We start from the raw sequence: 19,163 nt of genomic DNA on the forward strand, positions 1-19,163 counted from the left end.
CCGGTGCTGGACGGCCTCCCGATGCGTACCCTGGAAGGGCTCGATGCCACGGCGCTGCCGCTGGAGTCGCTGGTGGCTGCCGGCGAACCGGTGGTGCTGCGCGGCATCGCGAACGGATGGGGGCTTGTGCAGGCCGGTGCACGTTCCCTGCAGGAGGCGATGGCCTACCTTCGCGGCTTCGACGCAGGCGTGCCGGTTCCCTATTCCTTCGGCGGCCCCGAGATCGAAGGGCGTCCGTTCTACAACGCCGACTTCACCCGCTTGAACTTCGAGGTCCGGCGTGGCGTGCTGACGGAGGTGCTGGACGCAATTGGCGATCATCTGGATTCGCCGAACCCGCCCACCTACTACGTCGCTTCGCTGCTGATCGCACGGGCGCTGCCCGGGTTCGCGCAGCACAACGATGCCGGCCTGTCCGGGCAGGGCATCGATGCCTCGGCCAGCATCTGGATCGGCAACCGGGTAACGGCCTCCTGCCATTACGACATCCCCGACAACCTGGCGTGCTGTGCGGTGGGCCGGCGCCGCTTCACCCTGTTTCCGCCGGAGCAGATCGGCAACCTCTACCCGGGGCCGATGGAGCCGACCCCTGGAGGACAGGTGGTCAGCACGGTGGACTTCGAACGCCCGGACGTCGACCGCCATCCGCGCTTCCGTGATGCCATGGCAAGCGCGCAGACCGCCACGCTTGAACCTGGGGATGCCATCTTCATCCCGGGCCTGTGGTGGCACCACGTGCGCAGCCTGGAACCGTTCAACGTGCTGGTGAATTACTGGTGGCGCAGCGCGCCAGCCTTCCTCGGCTCGCCGCTGCCGGCGCTGCAGCACGCGATGTGGGCCCTGCGTGATCTGCCGGCACGCGAGAAACAGGCCTGGGCAAGGATCTTCGAGTACTACGTGTTTGGTCCCGGCGGGCGGGCAGGGCAACACCTGCCAGAAGCCGCCCGGGGGGAGCTGGCACCGTTCGACGAGACGCAGGCGCGGCGCATGCGCGCGCAGCTGCTGGGTCGACTCAACCGCTGATGGGGAGCATCGCATTGAACGCTGCGCACACTACACAAGGGCGGATCCGGAGAGTGGTGATCGCCGGTGGCGGCACTGCCGGCTGGCTGGCCGGCTGCGCGCTGGCGCATCAGTTCCGCCAGCAGCTGGACATCACCCTGGTAGAGTCAGAGCAGATCGGTACCGTGGGTGTGGGCGAATCCACCGTGCCGCCCATCCGCACGTTCCACCGCTTCCTGCAGATCGATGAGCAGGAGTTCATGCGTGCGGTCGCGGGCACGTTCAAGCTCTCGATCTCGTTCGAAAACTGGCGTCGCCCGGGTGAGCGTTTCATCCATCCCTTCGGCACGATCGGGCAGGGCACGTGGGCCACGCCGTTCCATCATTTCTGGCTGGACAGCCTGCGGCGCGGCATGCCTTCGGAACTGGGCGACTTCTGCCTGGAAAGCGTCGCTTCCCGAGCCGACCGGTTTTCGCTGCAGACCCAGCCCCAGGTCAACTACGCCTACCATTTCGACGCCGGGCTCTACGCCCGATTCCTGCGCGGCAAGGCCGAAGCCAACGGGCTGCGGCGGGTGGAAGGCAAGATCCGGGAAGTCCGCCAGCATGCCGATGACGGTTCGGTTGCATCGCTGCTGCTGGAGGACGGCCAGGTCATCGAAGGCGATCTGTTCATCGACTGCACCGGCTTTCGTGGCCTGTTGACCGAGCAGACACTGCATACCGGCTATGAAGACTGGAACGAATGGCTGCCCAGCGATCGTGCCGTTGCCGTGCAGACCGACGCGGCTACGCCGCCGGTGCCCTACACCCGCGCCATCGCGCACGAGGCCGGATGGCGCTGGCATATCGCATTGCAGCACCGGGTCGGCTGCGGCCTGGTGTTCTCCAGCCGCCACATGTCCGATGACGAGGCGCAGGCCAAGCTGCTCCGTGATGTCGACGGACGGCCCCTGCGCGATCCCTGGCTGGTACCGTTCCGCAGCGGGCGCCGGTTGCAGGCCTGGAACCGCAACGTGGTGGCGCTGGGGCTGGCCAGTGGCTTCATCGAGCCGCTGGAATCGACCAGCATCCACCTGACCATCAGCGCCGTCGTACGCCTGATCCAGCTGTTCCCGTCCGAGGGCATCACCCCTTCGCTGGTGGCGCTGTACAACGACGTAAGCCGCCAGGAGATGGAGCATGTACGCGATTTCATCATCCTGCACTACCACGCCAACCAGCGCGACGAGCCGATGTGGAAGGCGTGCCGCGAGATGGCGCTTCCCGAGTCACTGCAGGTCCGCCTGCGCGCGTGGCGCGAACGTGCCCATGCCTGGCAGGACCCCGGCGAGCTGTTCCGGGTCGACTCCTGGACCAGCGTCCTGATGGGCCAGGGCATCCTGCCAGGACCGCCGCATCCGCTTGCGCGCGCGATCGGCGACGCGGACCTGCGCACGCTGTTGCATCGACTCCGGCAGCCGGTGCAGGAAGCGGTGGCGAAGATGCCCTCGCAGGCGGACTTCATCGAACGCTACTGCAAGGCTGCGCCGGAAGCCTGGCAAACGGGGCGGGCCGTGGCGTAGCCGCAGTGTGTGCTGTTGCGCAGAATTGGTAGCGCTACCTTCAACTCACTATGGGGTGCAGTAGATGGAATTGGTTGCAGGAATCGACGCCGGTACGCAGAGCCTGAAGGTGGTCGTCTACGATCCTGATGCACGCAGCCTCGTTGCAAGCGCCAGCGCGCCACTGGAACTGACCAGCGCCGCCGATGGCAGCCGGGAACAGCGCCCAGACGATTGGGTCGCCGCGCTGCAGGGCTGCTTTGCCGCAATCGATCCGGCGCTGCGCTCGCGCATTGCCGCGCTTGCGGTCTCCGGGCAGCAGCATGGCTTCGTACCGATCGATGCGGCAGGGAAGGTCCTGGCACCGGCCAAGCTGTGGTGCGACACCAGCACCGCGGCCGAATGCGTGCAGATCATGGACGCGGTTGGCGGTGCCGCACGCACCATCGAACTGGCCGGCAACCCGGTGCTTGCCGGTTACACCGCCTCCAAGCTGCCGTGGACGAAGACGCACCGGCCCGACGCCTACGCCCGGCTGGCCACCATCCTGTTGCCGCACGATTACCTCAATTTCGTGTTGACCGGCCAACGCTTCTGCGAGTACGGCGACGCGTCCGGCACCGGCTGGCTGGACGTGCGCACCCGTACCTGGTCGGACGAGCTGCTGCACGCGACCGATCCGCAGCGCGATCTTGCCGGCTGCCTGCCGCGCATCGCTGCACCCGATGAGGTGTTCGACATCGCGCCTGAGGCCGCCGTGGCATTGGGACTTCCGCCCACCGTGAAGGTGGCCGTCGGCGGTGGCGACAACATGATGGCGGCCATCGGCACCGGCTGCGTCGTGCCTGGTCGCCTGGCGATGAGCCTGGGCACGTCAGGCACGCTGTTTGCGTTCTCGGACACCCCCGTGGTCGATCCCAACGGCGCGTGGGCCGCGTTCTGCTCGTCGACCGGCGGCTGGCTGCCACTGATCTGCACGATGAACTGCACCGTGGTGACCGGGCAGGTTGCCGATGCCTTCGGTTTCAGCAGCCGCGATGGCGACGGCCACCTGCACGCCACGCCGCCCGGCGCCGACGGGCTGGTGATGCTGCCGTTCCTCAACGGCGAACGCACGCCGGACCTGCCGCAGGGCAAAGGGGTGCTTGCGGGCCTGGATACGACCAACATGACGCCGGCGCACATCTACCGCGCGGCCATGGAAGGGGCCACCTACGCCCTGAAGTTTGGCTACGACGCATTCGTCGGCGCGGGCATGCAGTTCGACCGCATCGTGCTGACCGGCGGCGGCAGCAACAGCGGACAGTGGCGGCAACTGGTGGCCGATGTGTTCGGCCTGCCGGTGGACGTGCCGACCCAGCCCGAAGGCGCGGCGTTCGGTGCGGCCTTGCAGGCGCTGTGGGCCGTCGCTCACGCGCGCGGTGACGCCACCTCGATCGCCGCGATCACCGACCGGCACGTTGCGCTCGACCCGCTGCGGTCCGCGCGCCCGGACCCCTCGCGCAGCGAAGCCTACGCCACGGCCTACGCCCGGTTCCTTCGACATCTCGACGCCATCACGCCGCTGTATCGCGGCTGATTCCTCTTTCCGCGACACCTCGCACAACGACAGGAAGACGCACCATGAGCACGCAACCCTTCATCGGCGCCAAGGAGTACTTCCCCGGCATCGGCCGCATTCCCTTCGAAGGACGGGGCTCGGACAACCCGCTCGCCTTCAAGGTCTACGACGCCGACAAGGTCATCGGTGGCAAGACCATGCAGGAGCATCTTCGCTTCGCGGTCTGCTACTGGCACACCTTCTGCAACGCCGGGCATGATCCGTTCGGCCCGGGCACGCGCCACTTCCCTTGGGAGGCAGGCTCGCCGATGGCAACCGCCGAGGCGAAGGTGGACGCAGCGTTCGAGTTCTTCACCAAGCTGGGCGTGCCGTACTGGTGCTTCCACGATATCGACCTGGCGCCGGACGCCGATGACGTCACGCAGTACGAAAAGAACCTGAAGCACATGGTGGGCCTTGCCAGGGCGCGCCAGGATGCCACCGGCATGAAGCTGCTGTGGGGCACGGCCAACCTGTTCTCGCACCCGCGCTACATGAACGGTGCGTCCACCAACCCGGACTTTGCGGTGGTGGCGCGTGCCGCCGTACAGGTGAAGGCCGCGCTGGAGGCCACCGTTGAACTGGGCGGCGAACATTACGTGTTCTGGGGCGGCCGCGAAGGCTATGCCGCGCTGGCCAATACGCAGATGAAGCGCGAAGTCGACCACCTGGCGCGGTTCCTGACCATGGCGCGCGACCATGGCCGCAGCATCGGCCTGAAGGGCAACTTCCTGATCGAGCCCAAGCCGATGGAACCGATGAAGCACCAGTACGACTTCGACAGCGCCACCGTGGTGGGGTTCCTGAAGGAGCATGGCCTGGACAAGGACTTCAAGCTCAACATCGAGGCGAACCACGCTACGTTGTCCGGCCACACCTTCGAGCACGATCTGCAGGTCGCCTCGGACCACGGCCTGCTCGGCAGCATCGACGCCAACCGCGGCAATGCACAGAACGGCTGGGATACCGACCAGTTCCCCACCGACCTGTACGACACCGTGGGCGCGATGCTGGTGGTACTGCGCCAGGGCGGTCTGGAAGGCGGCTTGAACTTCGATGCCAAGGTGCGCCGTGAATCGACCGACCTGGAAGATCTGTTCATTGCCCACGTCGGCGGCATGGATGCGTTCGCCCGCGGACTGGAAGTGGCCCATGCGCTGCTGAACGACTCGCCGCTGGAGCAGTGGCGCCAGGAGCGGTACGCCAGCTTCGACAGTGGTGCCGGCAAGGACTTCGCGCGCGGCGCGCTCAGCCTCGCAGAGCTGGCTGCGCTGGGTGCCAAGGGCGGCGAGCCACGGCAGATCAGCGGCAAGCAGGAGCGCTACGAGAACCTGATCAACCAATACCTGCTGCGTTGAGCCAATGGCTCGCATCGATGACACCGAACCGGGGAGGGGCAGGGCAATGCAGCAGGCAATGAACGGTGGAGAGAACACCCGATTGATCGTACTGATCAGCGTGGTGGCGACGATTGGCGGATTCCTGTTCGGGTTCGACAGCGGCGTGATCAACGGCACCCAGGACGGCCTGCACCAGGCGTTCAGGTCCGGCGAGTGGATGCAGGGGTTCGAGATCGCCTCGATGCTGCTGGGCTGTGCCGTCGGTGCCTTCAGTGCCGGCCGCCTGGCCGACCGTCTCGGTCGCCGTAATGTGCTGATCGTCTCGGCGGTGCTGTTCCTGCTGTCGGCGATCGGCGCGGGCGCCGCATCGTCCTCGGTGATGTTCGTCGCCGCGCGGGTGTTGGGGGGCTTCGCGGTCGGGGCCGCGAGCGTGATCTCGCCGGCCTACATCGCCGAAGTGGCACCGGCACGCTACCGTGGCCGCCTCGCCACGGTCCAGCAGATCGCCATCATCAGCGGGCTGACCGTCGCGTTCCTGTCCAACTACCTGCTGGCGGCCACCGCCGGTGCCTCCACCGAGGCGCTGTGGGGCGGCTATGCGGCGTGGCGCTGGATGTTCTGGATGCAGGCCGCGCCTTCGCTGCTGTTCCTGGCATTGCTGCTGACCATTCCGGAAAGCCCACGCTACCTGATGGTGAAGCGCCGCAAGGACGAGGCGCTGCAGGTGCTTGCGCGGCTGTACGGCGGTACCGAGGCGCAGGCGAAGCTTGCCGAGATCGACGCTTCGCTGTCGACCGACCACCATCGGCCGCGGCTGTCTGACCTGCGCAGCAAGAGCACCGGCCGGATCCGCTCCATCGTCTGGGTGGGTATCGGCCTGGCCACCTTCCAGCAGCTGGTCGGCATCAACGTGGTCTTCTACTACGGTGCCGTGCTCTGGCAGGCCGTCGGCTTCTCCGAGAACGACGCATTGCTGATCAACGTGCTGTCCGGTGCGCTCAGCATCGGTGCGTGCATCGTCACCGTGCTGCTGATCGATCGCATCGGGCGCAAGCCGTTGTTGTGGGTGGGCTCGGCCGGCATGGCGGTGTCATTGGCGGTGCTGGTGGCGGCATTCGCCAGCGGCTCGCTGGTCGATACGCACCTGCAGCTGCCTGCAGGCATGGGCACGCTGGCGCTGGTGGCGGCCAATGCCTATGTCGTGTTCTTCAACATCTCGTGGGGGCCGGTGATGTGGGTGATGCTGGGCGAAATGTTCCCCAACCAGATCCGCGGTTCGGGCCTGGCAGTGGCCGGTGCGGCGCAGTGGACCGCGAACTTCGCCGTTACCGTGACCTTCCCCATCCTGCTGGCCGCCACCGGGCTGGCAGCCACGTACAGCATCTACCTGGTGGCAGCGGTCATTTCGGTGTTCTTCGTGCTCAGGTACGTGCACGAAACCAAGGGCAAGGAACTGGAGCAGATGCAAGGATGAACGCAATGACCCATCGACACGTTGGCCGCGCCCATGCTGGCGTGCTGCTGACCACGCTGCTGCTGGCACTGACGGCCTGCGGCAAGGACGAGAAGGTTGCCGGACCTGCGGCCGCGACAGCGGATCCGTGGCCGCAGGTCGCCTGGCCGTTGGCCGAGGACCCCGCGCTGGAGAAGCGCATCACCGACCTGATGGCCACCATGACGGTGGAGGAAAAGGTCGGCCAGCTGGTGCAGGGCGATATCGCCAGCATCACGCCCGACGACGTGCGCCGCTATCGGTTGGGCTCGGTCCTGGCCGGCGGCAATTCCGATCCCGGTGGCCGTTACGATGCCGCGCCGGCCGAATGGCTGGCGCTGGCCGATGCGTTCTACGCAGCGTCGATGGACACCTCCGCCGGTGGCAAAGCGATTCCGGTGCTGTTCGGCATTGATGCCGTGCACGGGCAGAGCAACATCATCGGCGCGACGCTGTTCCCGCACAACATCGGCCTGGGCGCGGCCCGCAACCCGGATCTGCTGCGTCGGATCGGCGAAGTCACCGCACTGGAGACCCGCGCGACCGGCATGGAGTGGGCATTCGCACCGACCGTGGCGGTACCGCAGGACGACCGCTGGGGGCGTACTTACGAGGGCTATTCCGAATCGCCCGAGGTGGTGGCCAGCTATGCCGGTGCAATGGTCGAAGGCCTGCAGGGCAAAGTGGGTACGCCCGCGTTCCTCGATGGTCGTCATGTGATCGCTTCGGTGAAGCACTTCCTCGGCGACGGCGGCACCACCGACGGTAAGGACCAGGGTGATACCCGGATCAGCGAAGCAGACCTGGTGCGCATCCACGCGGCCGGGTATCCGCCGGCGATCGCGGCAGGCGCACAGACCGTCATGGCGTCCTTCAACAGCGTCAACGGCGAAAAAATGCATGGTCACAGGCAGTACCTGACCGATGCGTTGAAGGGCCGCATGCACTTCGGTGGGTTCGTGGTGGGTGACTGGAACGGACATGGACAGGTCAAGGGATGCACGACCACCGATTGCCCGGCCACCATCAATGCAGGGCTGGACATGGCCATGGCCTCGGACAGCTGGAAAGGCTTCTACGAAACCACGCTGGCTGCAGTAAAGAACGGCACCATCAGCCAGCAGCGGCTGGATGAAGCCGTGCGCCGGATCCTGCGGGTGAAGATGCGACTGGGCCTGTTCGAGGCCGGCAAGCCATCCGCCCGCGCGGTCGGCGGGCAATTTGCCCTGATCGGTGCACCGGAACATCGCGCCCTGGCGCGGCAGGCGGTGCGCGAATCACTGGTAATGCTGAAGAATCAGGGCGGTGTACTGCCGTTGTCCCCCCGGCAGCGCATCCTGGTCGCCGGTGATGGTGCCAACGACGTGGGCAAACAGGCCGGTGGCTGGACGTTGAACTGGCAGGGAACCGGCACCACGCGCAAGGACTTCCCCAACGCGGACACGATCTACGAGGGTATCGCCCAACAGGCGTCCGCCGCAGGTGGCGAGGCAGTGCTTGCGGTTGATGGGAAATACGTGACGAAGCCGGACGTGGCCGTGGTGGTATTCGGCGAGAGTCCGTATGCCGAGTTCCAGGGCGATCTGCCGACTCTGGCGTACAAGCCGGGGGATGACGCGGATCTTGCCCTGATCAAACGGCTGAAGGCCGACAGCATCCCTGTGGTGGCCGTGTTCCTGAGCGGACGCCCGCTGTGGGTCAACCGCGAGATCAACGCCGCGGATGCGTTCGTTGCAGCGTGGCTGCCCGGCTCGGAAGGTGCCGGCGTTGCCGACGTTCTGCTGCGCAAGGCTGATGGCAGCGTGCAGCACGATTTCAAGGGCAGGTTGAGCTTCAGCTGGCCGCGCACGGCCACGCAGTACGCCAACAACGTGGGGCAGCAGGGTTACGACCCGCAGTTCGCTTTCGGCTTCGGACTGTCCTACGCCGACAATGGCGATCTGGCGGCGCTGCCGGAAGTTTCTGGGGTAACCGGCAACGAAGGCGCCACCGGCGTGTTCTTCGCGCGCGGCGAAGCCGGTTCAGGCATGGCCCTGCGCCTGCAGAAGGGCACGGGGCAGGGCGTCACGGTCACCAAGGTGCCGGAGGCCCTGGAGGGCGATCTGCTCAAGGTCACTGGCGTGGACCATCTGGCGCAGGAGGACGGTCGCCGTCTTGCGTGGTCTGGCAAGGGGGAGGCGCTTGCCACGCTGCAGTCGCACACAGCGCTGGACCTGCAGCGCGAAAGCAACGGCGACCTGATGCTGCTGACCACGCTGCGGGTGGAGTCTGCACCCCGCAGCGAGGCCTGGTTGGCAGTGGGCTGCGGTGCTGGCTGCTCGGCCCGCATTGCGCTCACGCCGACGCTGGCAACGCTGCCGGTGGGCCAATGGACCCGCGTGGGTGTGCCGCTGAAGTGCTTGGCGGCCGCTGGTGCGGATGTCGGCAAGCTGGATCGCCCGTGGTCGATCGGAACGGCGGGGGCGATGACACTGTCGGTGTCGCGTGTCGCACTGGGCGCTCTGAACGAAGCAGAGACCACCATCGGCTGCGCGGGCGCCTGACCGTGACGCCGCGCTCTGCGCTATCGGGAACCAGGTGGGCGCGCGACCGAATCGCGTACCACCAGCTGGTGCGGCACCACGTGGTCGATCAGCACCCGCTCGCCGTCTGTGCGGCGGCGGATGGTGCGCAGCAGGATATCGATGGCCGCATCGGCCATCGAGGCGATCGGCTGATGGATGGTGGTGAGCTCAGGCCAGACCGTGGTGGCCGCCGAGCTGTCATCGAAGCCCACCACCGACAGGTCGCGGGGTACCTCCAGGCCACGGCGGTGGGCAACGGAGATTGCCGCCGCGCCCATATCGTCGTTGCTGGCGAAGATCGCAGTGGGCGGCCGGGGCTGGCACAGCAGCTTTTCAGCAGCGGCGAGCCCCGAGCGGTAGGTGTAGTCGCCCTGTTCGACCAGGGCGGGGTCGACCTCCAGCCCGGCGTCGTGCAGCGCGCTGACAAATCCGTCATAGCGTCGCGCGCTCGCGCTGAGATCGGTACGCCCGCAGATGAAGCCGATGCGGCGGTGACCATGCTGGATCAGGTGTTCGGCCAGTTCCCTGCCAGCGTGGAAGTCGTCGATGCGCACGCAGGAAACGCCGTTGCCAAGGTGACCTGGCGCGATCGCAACCACCGGGATACCGGCCCTGACCAGCTCGGTCACCACGGGCTTCGATTCGCACAGCGGCGGCGGCAGGATGACGCCGTCCACGCGCCCGGCCAGGGCACGCGCGGCCTTGCGCTGGGCGGCGGGGCCCGGCTCGTCCCAGTAGTCGATGACCAGCTGGATGGCAGCGTTGGACGCTACCCGCAGCAGGCCGACCAGCAGTTCGCGCAGGTAGGCACCGCTGGGGTCGGTGTAGATCAGTGCAATACGCGTGTGCTGCGCGGCGGCCAACGAACTGGCGGCGAGGTTGGGCGTATAGCCCAGTTCACGCACTGCGCGCATCACGCGCTCGCGGGTGACGTCGCGCACCTTGCCCTGGTTGATCGCCCGCGACACCGTCATCGGCGACACTCCGGCCAGGGCTGCCACCTCGTCGATCGTCACGCCACTGGTTTTGCGGCGGACCGATTTCTTCGGCTTGTCCAATACGCGCTCCCGTTCTTCTTTGTGACGCTGCTGCATCCAGCGCACGCGCCGAGCTTACAAGGTTTGCTGGCCACCCTGCGGTTCCGTTTCGATGGCGAGCGGTGTCATTGGATGTTCGCCAGCGTGCTGGCGTTGCTGGCCTGCATGGGCAACGCACGCGCAGAGGATGGCTACGCGCTGTGGATGCGTTACGCCCCGCTCGAGCCGACGCTCGCTGCCGACTACCGCACCCGCCTGGGGCAGGTGGTGGCCCCTGATCAGACGGTCACGCAGCGCGCCGCGCGCGATGAGCTGGAGCGTGGGCTCGGCGGACTGCTCGGCAGCGATCCGCAGGCACCGGGTACGGCGGCCAGCGGTCCCGCGCTGGTGCTGGGCACCCCGCAGTCGTCAGCGTTGATCGCACCGTTGCGCGCGCAGTTGCAGTCACTGGGCGAGGAAGGCTACCTGCTCAAGCGCACACGGGTGGGCGGGCGCGATGTGCTGCTGGTCGCCGCACCACGGGATATCGGCGTGCTGTACGGCGTGTTCCATCTGCTGCGGCTGCTGCAGACGGGCGCAAGGATCGATGCCCTCGATGTGCGTCAATCGCCACGGCTTCGGCTGCGCGTGCTCAACCATTGGGACAACCTCGACGGGTATGTGGAGCGCGGCTATGCAGGCCAGTCACTGTGGGACTGGCAGACGCTGCCGGAGTGGCGCGACCCGCGCTACACCGACTACGCACGCGCCAATGCGTCCGTAGGCATCAACGGCACCGTGCTCAACAACGTGAATGCAAACGCACAGAGTCTTGCGCCGGAATATCTCGACAAAGCGGCAACACTGGCGGATCTGTTCCGGCCGTACGGCATCCGCGTCTACCTGAGCGCACGCTTCAGCGCTCCCATCGAGCTCGGCGGGCTCGACACCGCCGATCCGCTCGACCCGGGCGTGCAGCGCTGGTGGCGGGACAAGGCCGCCGAGATCTACGCACGCATTCCCGACTTCGGCGGCTTCCTGGTGAAAGCCAATTCGGAAGGGCAGCCCGGCCCGCAGGACTATGGCCGCTCGCACGCCGACGGCGCCAACCTGCTGGCCGATGTACTGGCCCCGCACGGCGGCGTGGTGATGTGGCGCGCCTTCGTCTATGCGCACGACGTTCCCGCCGACCGGGCCACGCAGGCCTACAGCGAATTTGCCGGCCTGGACGGCGCCTTTCGCCCGAACGTGGTCCTGCAGGTGAAGAACGGGCCCATCGACTTCCAGCCGCGTGAGCCGTTCCACCCGCTGTTCGGGGCCATGCCGCGCACGCCACTGATGATGGAAGTGCAGATCACCAAGGAATACCTGGGCTTCGCCACGCACCTGGTTTACCTGGGGCCGCTGTACGAGGAAGCGCTGCGGGCCGACACCCGCGCACGCGGCAAAGGTTTCACCGTGGCGCGATCCCTGGCCGGCATGGCCGGCGTCGCCAACATCGGCACCGATCGCACCTGGAGTGGATCGCATTTCGACCAGGCCAACTGGTACGCCTTCGGGCGCCTTGCGTGGGATCCGCGGCAATCGGCCGGGGACATCGCGGCGGACTGGGCGGCGCTGACCTTCTCGGCCGATCCCGGCGTGGTGCAGCCCATCGTCGGCATGATGATGGCCTCGCGCGAGGCCGCGGTGAACTACATGACCCCACTGGGCCTGCACCATCTGATGGCGCGGGGACACCACCATGGTCCGGGTCCGTGGGTCGATGGCGGCCCACGCGCGGACTGGACGTCGGTGTACTACCACCGTGCGGATCACAGCGGCATTGGCTTCGACCGCACCGCAGGCGGCAGCAATGCCGTGGCCCAGTATTCCCCCGGCGTGGCTGAGCAGTATGGCGACCTGGCGCGGGTTCCAGAGCCGCTGCTGCTGTGGTTCCACCACGTGCCGTGGGACCACCGCATGGTCTCGGGGCGGACGCTGTGGGACGAGCTGGTCGCGCGCTACTCGCAGGGGGTACGGCAGGTGCAGGGGATGCAGGCCACCTGGGCAGGGCTGCAGGGCAGGGTGGATGCACAACGGCATGCGCAGGTCGCAGCCTTCCTGCGTATCCAGCTGCGGGAAGCGCAGTGGTGGCGCGATGCCAGCGTGGCGTACTTCCAGTCGGTGAGCGGCAGGCCGTTGCCCGCAGGCGAAGCCGCGCCGCCGCATCCGCTGGCCTGGTACCAGGCGTTGCAGTTTCCGTCCGCACCGGGAGATGGGCGATGAAGCCGACGTCGCGGGTGGGCTGGATGCTGGTGGTTGCCATGGGCGGCTGCGCCACGAGTGCAGCGGCGCAGGAACCAGGGATGGCGCTGCTGCATCCGCTGTTCCAGGATCACGCCGTGCTGCAGCGTGAGCAGCCGGTTCCGGTATGGGGCCGGGCCGCGCCGGGTGCCACGGTTTCGGTGACCGTTGCAGGGCAGACGGTCAGCACCCACGCGGCGGCCGACGGCCGCTGGCAGGCAACGCTGCCGTCCATGGCCGCCGGCGGCCCCCATGCAATGTCGGTGCGTGCGGGGGGCGCCGCCCAGATCGTGCACGACGTGCAGATCGGCGACGTCTGGTTGTGTTCCGGGCAGTCGAACATGGAACTGCCGGTGCGGCGCACGCTGGAGGCAGACAGCGAGATCGCCAGCGCCACGCAACCGAAAATCCGCCTGTTCACCGTACCGAAGGCGGCGGCGGTTTCACCACAGAGTGATTTTCCGGCGTCTGTGGCATGGCGTACGGCGGCGCCGGACACGGTGCGCGACTTTTCCGCTGCGTGCTTCTACTTTGCGCGCGAACTGCAGAAGACGGTGGATGTCCCCATGGGCTTGATCCAGGCGGCGTGGGGCGGCTCGCGCATCGAGGCCTGGACCAGCACCGATGCCCTGCGCATGCAGGGCGGCATGGGGCCAGCACTGGATGTGCTCGCCTTGTCTGCCCGCGATCCCGCAGCGGCAAACGCACGCTGGGGCCAGCACTGGCAACACTGGTGGGCAACACGCGAAGGTGCCGCCGCCGATACGCCCTGGCAGCCCGGCACCGACAGCAGCGGATGGCAACGCGCACCCGCCACGCTCGGGGCGTGGGAGCGCTGGGGTGTGCCAGCGCTGGCCGGCTACAACGGCATGGTCTGGTACCGCAGCCAGGTGACACTGGCTGCCGCGCAGGCCGGCAAGCACGCTTGGCTTGAGCTGGGTCCCGTCGACGAGACGGACATGACCTGGGTGAACGGCGTCGCCGTGGGCAGCCAGTACGGTGCGGGTGAGCGGCGGACGTATGCGCTGCCGCCCGGGTTGCTGAAGGCCGGTGCCAACACGGTGGTGATCAATGTCCTGGACACCTACGGTGAGGGTGGGCTTGCAGGGCCCGCAAGTGCGCACGCCATCCGCCTGGATGACGGTACGCGCATCGCGCTGGATGCGCGCTGGCAGTACCGGGTGGCGCCCGGTGTACAGACGCCGCCGCTGGCACCGTGGCATGCCGCTACAGGACTGTCGACGCTGTACAACGGCATGATTTCGCCACTGGGCAACTACGGCCTGCGCGGAATGCTGTGGTACCAGGGCGAATCCAACACCGGCGACGGCGCTGCCTATGCGGCACGGCTGCGCGGCCTGCGCGATGACTGGCGCAGGCGGTTCGGCGCGCACACGCCGCTGCTGCTGGTGCAACTGGCCGGCTATGGCCAGCCACCCGTCGCGCCGGTTGAAAGTGGCTGGGCGCAGGTGCGCGAGGCGCAGCGGCTCGTCGCTGCGGAAGATCCGCACACCGGGCTGGCCGTGGCCATCGACATCGGCGATGCCTACGACATCCACCCGCCGAACAAGCAGGAGCTGGGCCGGCGTCTGGCGCGGGCAGCGCGTCATGTGGTCTACAGCGAGCGCGGCGTAGCGCCGTCCGGCCCGATAGCGCGCCAGGCATCGGCCACGCGGGCCGGTGTACGCATCGCGTTCGACGACGTGGCCGGCGCCCTGGTCACGACCGGCGCGAACGGTCCCATCGGCTTCGAGCTGTGCGACGCCGATGCGCGCCACTGCCACTACGCCGACGCGGTGCTGGACGGTCACGACGTCGTGCTGCGCAGCGCCGAGGCCGTTTCCGCCGCCCGCGTGCGCTACTGCTGGGCCGATGGCCCGGTGTGCACCCTGCACGACAGCAGCGGCGCGCCCGCCGGTCCCTTCGAGCTTTCCATTTCTCCTGCGGAGGTTCCCTGATGCGCCTGCTGCTGACCTCACTGCTCGTGTTGTCTTCATTCCTGCCGCAGGCGTGGGCAGCGGCGCCTGCGCCGCCGGTCTACTTCGACTGGTTCGAGTACCGCGGTCGCGACGCGGCATTCGATGCGCCGTTGCCGGCCGGACACTATCGCAACCCCATTCTTGCCGGGTTCCATGCCGACCCCAGCGTCGTCGCCGCAAACGGGCGCTTCTATCTGGTCAACTCCAGCTTCACCTACTTCCCGGGCATCCCGGTGTTCGAAAGCGTGGACCTGGTGCACTGGAAGCAGATCGGCAACGTGATCGACCGGCCATCGCAGCTGGACTTCGACGGCCTGGGCGTGTCGCGTGGCATCTTCGCACCGGCCATCAGTTACCACGACGGCATGTTCTACGTGGTCACCACGGCCGTCGACAGCGGCGGCAATTTCATCGCGACCGCGCGCGATCCCGCCGGTCCCTGGTCCGATCCGCACTGGCTGCCCGGCATCGACGGCATCGATCCGTCGTTGTTCTTCGACAATGACGGCACCGTGTATCTGCTCAACAACGATGTACCGCCCGGCCCGCCACGCTACGAGGGCCACCGAGCCATCTGGATGCAGCAGATCGATCTGGAGCGTTTCACCCCGGTAGGGCCGCGCAGGGTGTTGGTCGACGGCGGGGTGGAGCCGGCCAGGAACCCGATCTGGATCGAGGGGCCGCACCTCTACAGGCGCGATGGCTGGTACTACCTCTCCGACGCGGAAGGCGGCACCGGCCCGCAGCACTCGCAGGTGGTGCTGCGCAGCCGCGGGGTGTGGGGGCCTTACGTGCCGTATGCGGGCAATCCGATTCTCACCCAGCGCGACCTGCCAGATGGCAGGCCACTGCCGATCACCAATGCCGGGCATGCCGATCTGGTGGAGGGTCCGGACGGCTCCTGGTGGGCGGTGTTCCTTGCCAGCCGCAACTACGACATCCGCCACTACAACACCGGGCGCGAGACCTATCTGCTGCCGGTGCAATGGCAGGACGGCTGGCCGGTGATCCTGCCGGCCAACCAGGCCATTCCGTATGCGGCCAGAGCGCCCTCGTGGATGCAGGGCGAGGCGTCGCAGGCGCCGTCCACCGGCAACTTCACCGAGCGCGACGAATTCGATACGCCGACACTCGGCAGCGGCTGGCTGCGCGTGCGCGTCCCCAAGCAGCCGTGGGCCGACCTGCGCGAGCGGCCGGGGGCGTTGGCCGTGCATCCGCTGGCGGAGAACCTGGACACACTGCGCAGCCCCGCGTTCCTCGGCCGACGCCAGCAACACCTGCGCTTCGAGGCCAGTACCGATATGACCCGCCCGGCAGCAGGCGTGGCCGCTGGCCTGGCAGCTTTCCAGAACGAGACGCACTGGTACTTCCTGGGTGTCCGCAGCGTCGGCGGTGACCACGTGGCGGTCTTCCTGGAAGCGCGCGACGGCAGCGGTGCTACCCGCACCCTGGCAACCCGTGAGGCGATGGCATCCGGCTCGCTGCGCCTGAAGATCGCCGGTGACGAAGGCAGGTACGCGTTCGCCTTCGACACCGGTGATGGGCGTGGCTGGCAGTCGCTGGTCGGGAACGTGGACGGAACGGTATTGAGTACGGATCGTGCAGGCGGCTTCGTCGGCGCCCTGCTGGGACCATTCGCGCGCGACGAGCGTGCCCTGAGGAGCAAATGATGACGCGCACTCCCTTCTTCCGCACGCTGGCCCTGTGCGCTGCCATCGCGCTGGCAACGACCGGTCACGCTACCGGGCCTGCGCCCTGGCTCGACACCTCGGCCAGCGTTGAAACCCGCGCCGCCGCCCTGGTCGCACGGATGACCCTGGAGGAGAAGGCGGCGCAGATGCAGAACGCCGCGCCCGCAATCGAGCGCCTGGGCGTTCCCGCCTACGACTGGTGGAACGAGGGCCTGCATGGCGTGGCGCGGGCAGGGCAGGCCACCGTGTTTCCGCAGGCCATCGGCCTGGCGGCCACCTTCGATGTGCCGCTGATGGGGCAGGTTGCCAGCACCATCAGCGACGAGGCCCGTGCCAAGCACCACCAGTTCCTCCGCGAAGGCTCGCATGGCCGCTATCAGGGGCTGACGTACTGGTCGCCGAACATCAACATCTTCCGAGACCCGCGATGGGGCCGCGGCCAGGAAACCTACGGCGAGGACCCGTACCTCACCGCCCGCATGGGCGTGGCCTTCGTGCACGGCCTGCAGGGTGACGACCCGGTGTACCGCAAGCTCGACGCCACCGCCAAGCACCTGGCCGTGCACAGCGGCCCCGAAGCTGATCGTCACCACTTCGATGCCCGCCCCAGCAAGCGCGACCTGTATGACACCTACCTGCCCGCGTTCGAGGCGCTGGTGAAGGAGGGGCAGGTGGACGCGGTGATGGGGGCCTACAACCGGGTGTATGGCGAGTCCGCCAGCGCCAGCCGCTTCCTGCTGCGCGATGTGCTGCGCCGCGATTGGGGCTTCAAGGGCTATGTGGTATCCGACTGCTGGGCCATCGTCGACATCTGGAAGCATCACCGGATCGTTCCCAGCCGCGAAGCAGCAGCCGCGTTGGCGGTCAGGAACGGCACCGAACTGGAGTGCGGCCAGGAATATGCCAGGCTGCCAGCCGCCGTGCGGCAGGGCCTGATCAGCGAGGCGGAGATCGACGATGCGGTGACCCGCCTGTTCGCCGCGCGGATGCGGCTGGGCATGTTCGACCCGCCCGAGCGCGTGCGCTGGGCGCGGATTCCCGCGTCGGTGAACCAGGCACCGGCGCATGATGCGCTGGCCCTGAAGGCCGCGCAGGAATCGCTGGTATTGCTGAAGAACGATGGCGTGCTGCCGCTGTCGCGCAACCTCAAGCGCATCGCCGTGATCGGCCCCACCGCCGATGACGCCATGGCACTGCTGGGCAACTACTTCGGCACCCCGGCCGCGCCGGTCACCCTGCTGCAGGGCATCCGCGATGCCGCCAAGGGCATCGAGGTGAGCTACGCACGCGGCGTGGACCTGGTTGAAGGGCGCGACGATCCCAGCGCCACGCCCTTGATCGAAGCGACCTACCTGCGACCCTCGGCCGATTCCCCGGAGCGCGGCCTGCGTGGCGAGTACTTCCGTACCGCTGATCTTTCCGGCACGCCGGCGCTGGTGCGCACCGATGCCCAGATCGGATTCCGCTGGGACCGGGGCTCTCCCACCGACAACCTGCTGGCCCGTGGTGAAGCCGCGCCGGGGCAGGGCATCCCCAGCGATGGTTTCAGCATTCGCTGGAGTGGCCAGCTGCTGCCGCCCGTCTCGGGGCGCTACCGGATCGAGGCGGCCGCCGACGATGGTTTCCGCCTCTACGTGGACGGCAAGCGGGTGCTCGACCACTGGGCCAACAGCGATCGCCTGCGCGGCGATGGCGTGGACCTGGACCTGCAGGCCGGCCGCGCCTATGACCTCAGGCTTGAGTACTTCGACGCCGAGCGCGACGCCGGCGTCCGCCTGGGGTGGCGCATGCCCGGTGCCAAGCCGCCGTTCGAAGCGGCGCTGGAGGCCGCCCGCAATGCAGACGTCGTGGTGTTCGTGGGCGGCCTCACCGGCGACGTCGAAGGCGAAGAAATGAAGGTCAACTACCCGGGCTTCGCCGGCGGGGACCGTACCGACCTGCGCCTGCCCGCGCCACAGCGCACGCTGCTGGAAGCGCTGCACGCCACTGGCAAGCCGGTGGTGATGGTGCTCACTGGTGGCTCGGCGATGGCGGTGGAGTGGGCGCAGCAGAATCTGTCCGCCATCCTGATGAGCTGGTATCCCGGCCAGCGCGGTGGCACCGCCGTCGGCCAGGCGCTGTTCGGCGAAGTCAATCCCGGCGGGCGCCTGCCGGTGACCTTCTACAGGGCGGATGACACATTGCCCGCGTTCGACGACTACACGATGGAAGGCCGTACCTACCGCTACTTCCGCGGCACGCCGCTGTATCCGTTCGGCCACGGGCTGTCCTATACCCGGTTCGACTACGGAAGGCTGCAGCTTGATTCGGCGCGCATCGCCCACGACGGCAAGCTCAAGGTGCAGGTCGAGATAGCCAACACCGGCAAGCGTGCCGGCGACGAAGTGGTGCAGTTGTATGTACGACGGCTGGAGGCGGGCCCCGGCGATGCACGCCAGACATTGCGCGGCTTCCAGCGCGTCCACCTGGCCGCCGGCGAGCGGCGCACCGTAGCGTTCGATCTGCAGGCACAGCAGGACCTGCGCCAGTATGACGAAGCGCGCGGCGGCTATGCGGTGCCGGCGGGTGCGTATGAAGTGAGGGTGGGAAGCTCCAGCGCCGACATCCGTGCGAAGGGCGGGTTCCGCGTGGAGGCCAATCGTGACTGAT

General features: G+C 67.7%; 11 protein-coding genes. 10 read left to right on the top strand and 1 reads right to left on the bottom strand.

What is annotated here, in order from left to right; translation table 11 throughout:
- Nucleotides 1–3: 3 nt before the first annotated feature.
- The 6 genes from GIW57_RS12325 (at nucleotide 4) to GIW57_RS12350 (ending at nucleotide 9,521) form a co-directional block, all read left to right on the top strand.
- On the top strand, nucleotides 4–1,023 hold the full coding sequence (locus GIW57_RS12325) for a cupin-like domain-containing protein (RefSeq protein WP_202908269.1): 1,020 nt from the start codon (nucleotides 4–6) through the stop codon (nucleotides 1,021–1,023).
- The gene (locus GIW57_RS12330; RefSeq protein ID WP_236511109.1) at nucleotides 1,023–2,567 is read left to right on the top strand and encodes a tryptophan halogenase family protein; all 1,545 of its coding nucleotides are present in this window, start codon (nucleotides 1,023–1,025) and stop codon (nucleotides 2,565–2,567) included. Before GIW57_RS12325 ends, GIW57_RS12330 begins: the two co-directional genes overlap by 1 nt.
- A gap of 64 nt (nucleotides 2,568–2,631) precedes the next feature.
- Nucleotides 2,632–4,125: a xylulokinase gene (gene xylB / locus GIW57_RS12335; protein WP_236511111.1), complete on the top strand. Its 1,494-nt coding sequence runs from the start codon at nucleotides 2,632–2,634 to the stop codon at nucleotides 4,123–4,125.
- Between the two features lie 44 nt (nucleotides 4,126–4,169).
- On the top strand, nucleotides 4,170–5,504 hold the full coding sequence (gene xylA / locus GIW57_RS12340) for a xylose isomerase (RefSeq protein ID WP_236511114.1): 1,335 nt from the start codon (nucleotides 4,170–4,172) through the stop codon (nucleotides 5,502–5,504).
- A gap of 46 nt (nucleotides 5,505–5,550) precedes the next feature.
- Nucleotides 5,551–6,960: a sugar porter family MFS transporter gene (locus GIW57_RS12345; RefSeq protein ID WP_236511117.1), complete on the top strand. Its 1,410-nt coding sequence runs from the start codon at nucleotides 5,551–5,553 to the stop codon at nucleotides 6,958–6,960.
- On the top strand, nucleotides 6,957–9,521 hold the full coding sequence (locus GIW57_RS12350) for an exo 1,3/1,4-beta-D-glucan glucohydrolase (protein WP_236511118.1): 2,565 nt from the start codon (nucleotides 6,957–6,959) through the stop codon (nucleotides 9,519–9,521). The genes GIW57_RS12345 and GIW57_RS12350 overlap by 4 nt, the downstream gene beginning before the upstream one ends.
- Before the next feature lie 20 nt (nucleotides 9,522–9,541).
- On the opposite strand, the gene GIW57_RS12355 is transcribed toward GIW57_RS12350, so the two are convergent.
- Entirely contained in the window at nucleotides 9,542–10,600 is a 1,059-nt protein-coding gene (locus GIW57_RS12355) for a LacI family DNA-binding transcriptional regulator (RefSeq protein WP_236511121.1), read from the bottom strand.
- Between the two features lie 111 nt (nucleotides 10,601–10,711).
- Between GIW57_RS12355 and GIW57_RS12360 the strand changes: the two genes are divergently transcribed.
- The 4 genes from GIW57_RS12360 to GIW57_RS12375 are packed head-to-tail and all read left to right on the top strand — an operon-like array spanning nucleotide 10,712 to nucleotide 19,162.
- Nucleotides 10,712–12,826, top strand: a complete 2,115-nt coding sequence (locus tag GIW57_RS12360) for an alpha-glucuronidase family glycosyl hydrolase (protein ID WP_236511122.1) — start codon at nucleotides 10,712–10,714, stop codon at nucleotides 12,824–12,826.
- Nucleotides 12,823–14,802: a sialate O-acetylesterase gene (locus tag GIW57_RS12365; RefSeq protein ID WP_236511126.1), complete on the top strand. Its 1,980-nt coding sequence runs from the start codon at nucleotides 12,823–12,825 to the stop codon at nucleotides 14,800–14,802. The genes GIW57_RS12360 and GIW57_RS12365 overlap by 4 nt, the downstream gene beginning before the upstream one ends.
- Entirely contained in the window at nucleotides 14,799–16,493 is a 1,695-nt protein-coding gene (locus GIW57_RS12370) for a glycoside hydrolase family 43 protein (RefSeq protein WP_236511170.1), read from the top strand. Before GIW57_RS12365 ends, GIW57_RS12370 begins: the two co-directional genes overlap by 4 nt.
- Nucleotides 16,490–19,162 (top strand): glycoside hydrolase family 3 protein, encoded by a 2,673-nt coding sequence (locus GIW57_RS12375; protein WP_236511128.1) that lies wholly within the window; start codon nucleotides 16,490–16,492, stop codon nucleotides 19,160–19,162. The genes GIW57_RS12370 and GIW57_RS12375 overlap by 4 nt, the downstream gene beginning before the upstream one ends.
- Nucleotide 19,163 lies beyond the last annotated feature (1 nt).

Origin of the sequence: Stenotrophomonas sp. PA-6-5C (assembly GCF_021605635.1) — a bacterium.
Lineage (GTDB): Bacteria > Pseudomonadota > Gammaproteobacteria > Xanthomonadales > Xanthomonadaceae > Stenotrophomonas > Stenotrophomonas lactitubi.

Coding starts and splice junctions, on each gene's coding strand:
- GIW57_RS12330 (WP_236511109.1), top strand. CDS start 1,023: ATGGGGAGCATCGCATTGAACGCTGCGCACACTACACAAGGGCGGATC.
- xylB (WP_236511111.1), top strand. CDS start 2,632: ATGGAATTGGTTGCAGGAATCGACGCCGGTACGCAGAGCCTGAAGGTG.
- xylA (WP_236511114.1), top strand. CDS start 4,170: ATGAGCACGCAACCCTTCATCGGCGCCAAGGAGTACTTCCCCGGCATC.
- GIW57_RS12345 (WP_236511117.1), top strand. CDS start 5,551: ATGCAGCAGGCAATGAACGGTGGAGAGAACACCCGATTGATCGTACTG.
- GIW57_RS12350 (WP_236511118.1), top strand. CDS start 6,957: ATGAACGCAATGACCCATCGACACGTTGGCCGCGCCCATGCTGGCGTG.
- GIW57_RS12360 (WP_236511122.1), top strand. CDS start 10,712: ATGTTCGCCAGCGTGCTGGCGTTGCTGGCCTGCATGGGCAACGCACGC.
- GIW57_RS12365 (WP_236511126.1), top strand. CDS start 12,823: ATGAAGCCGACGTCGCGGGTGGGCTGGATGCTGGTGGTTGCCATGGGC.
- GIW57_RS12375 (WP_236511128.1), top strand. CDS start 16,490: ATGATGACGCGCACTCCCTTCTTCCGCACGCTGGCCCTGTGCGCTGCC.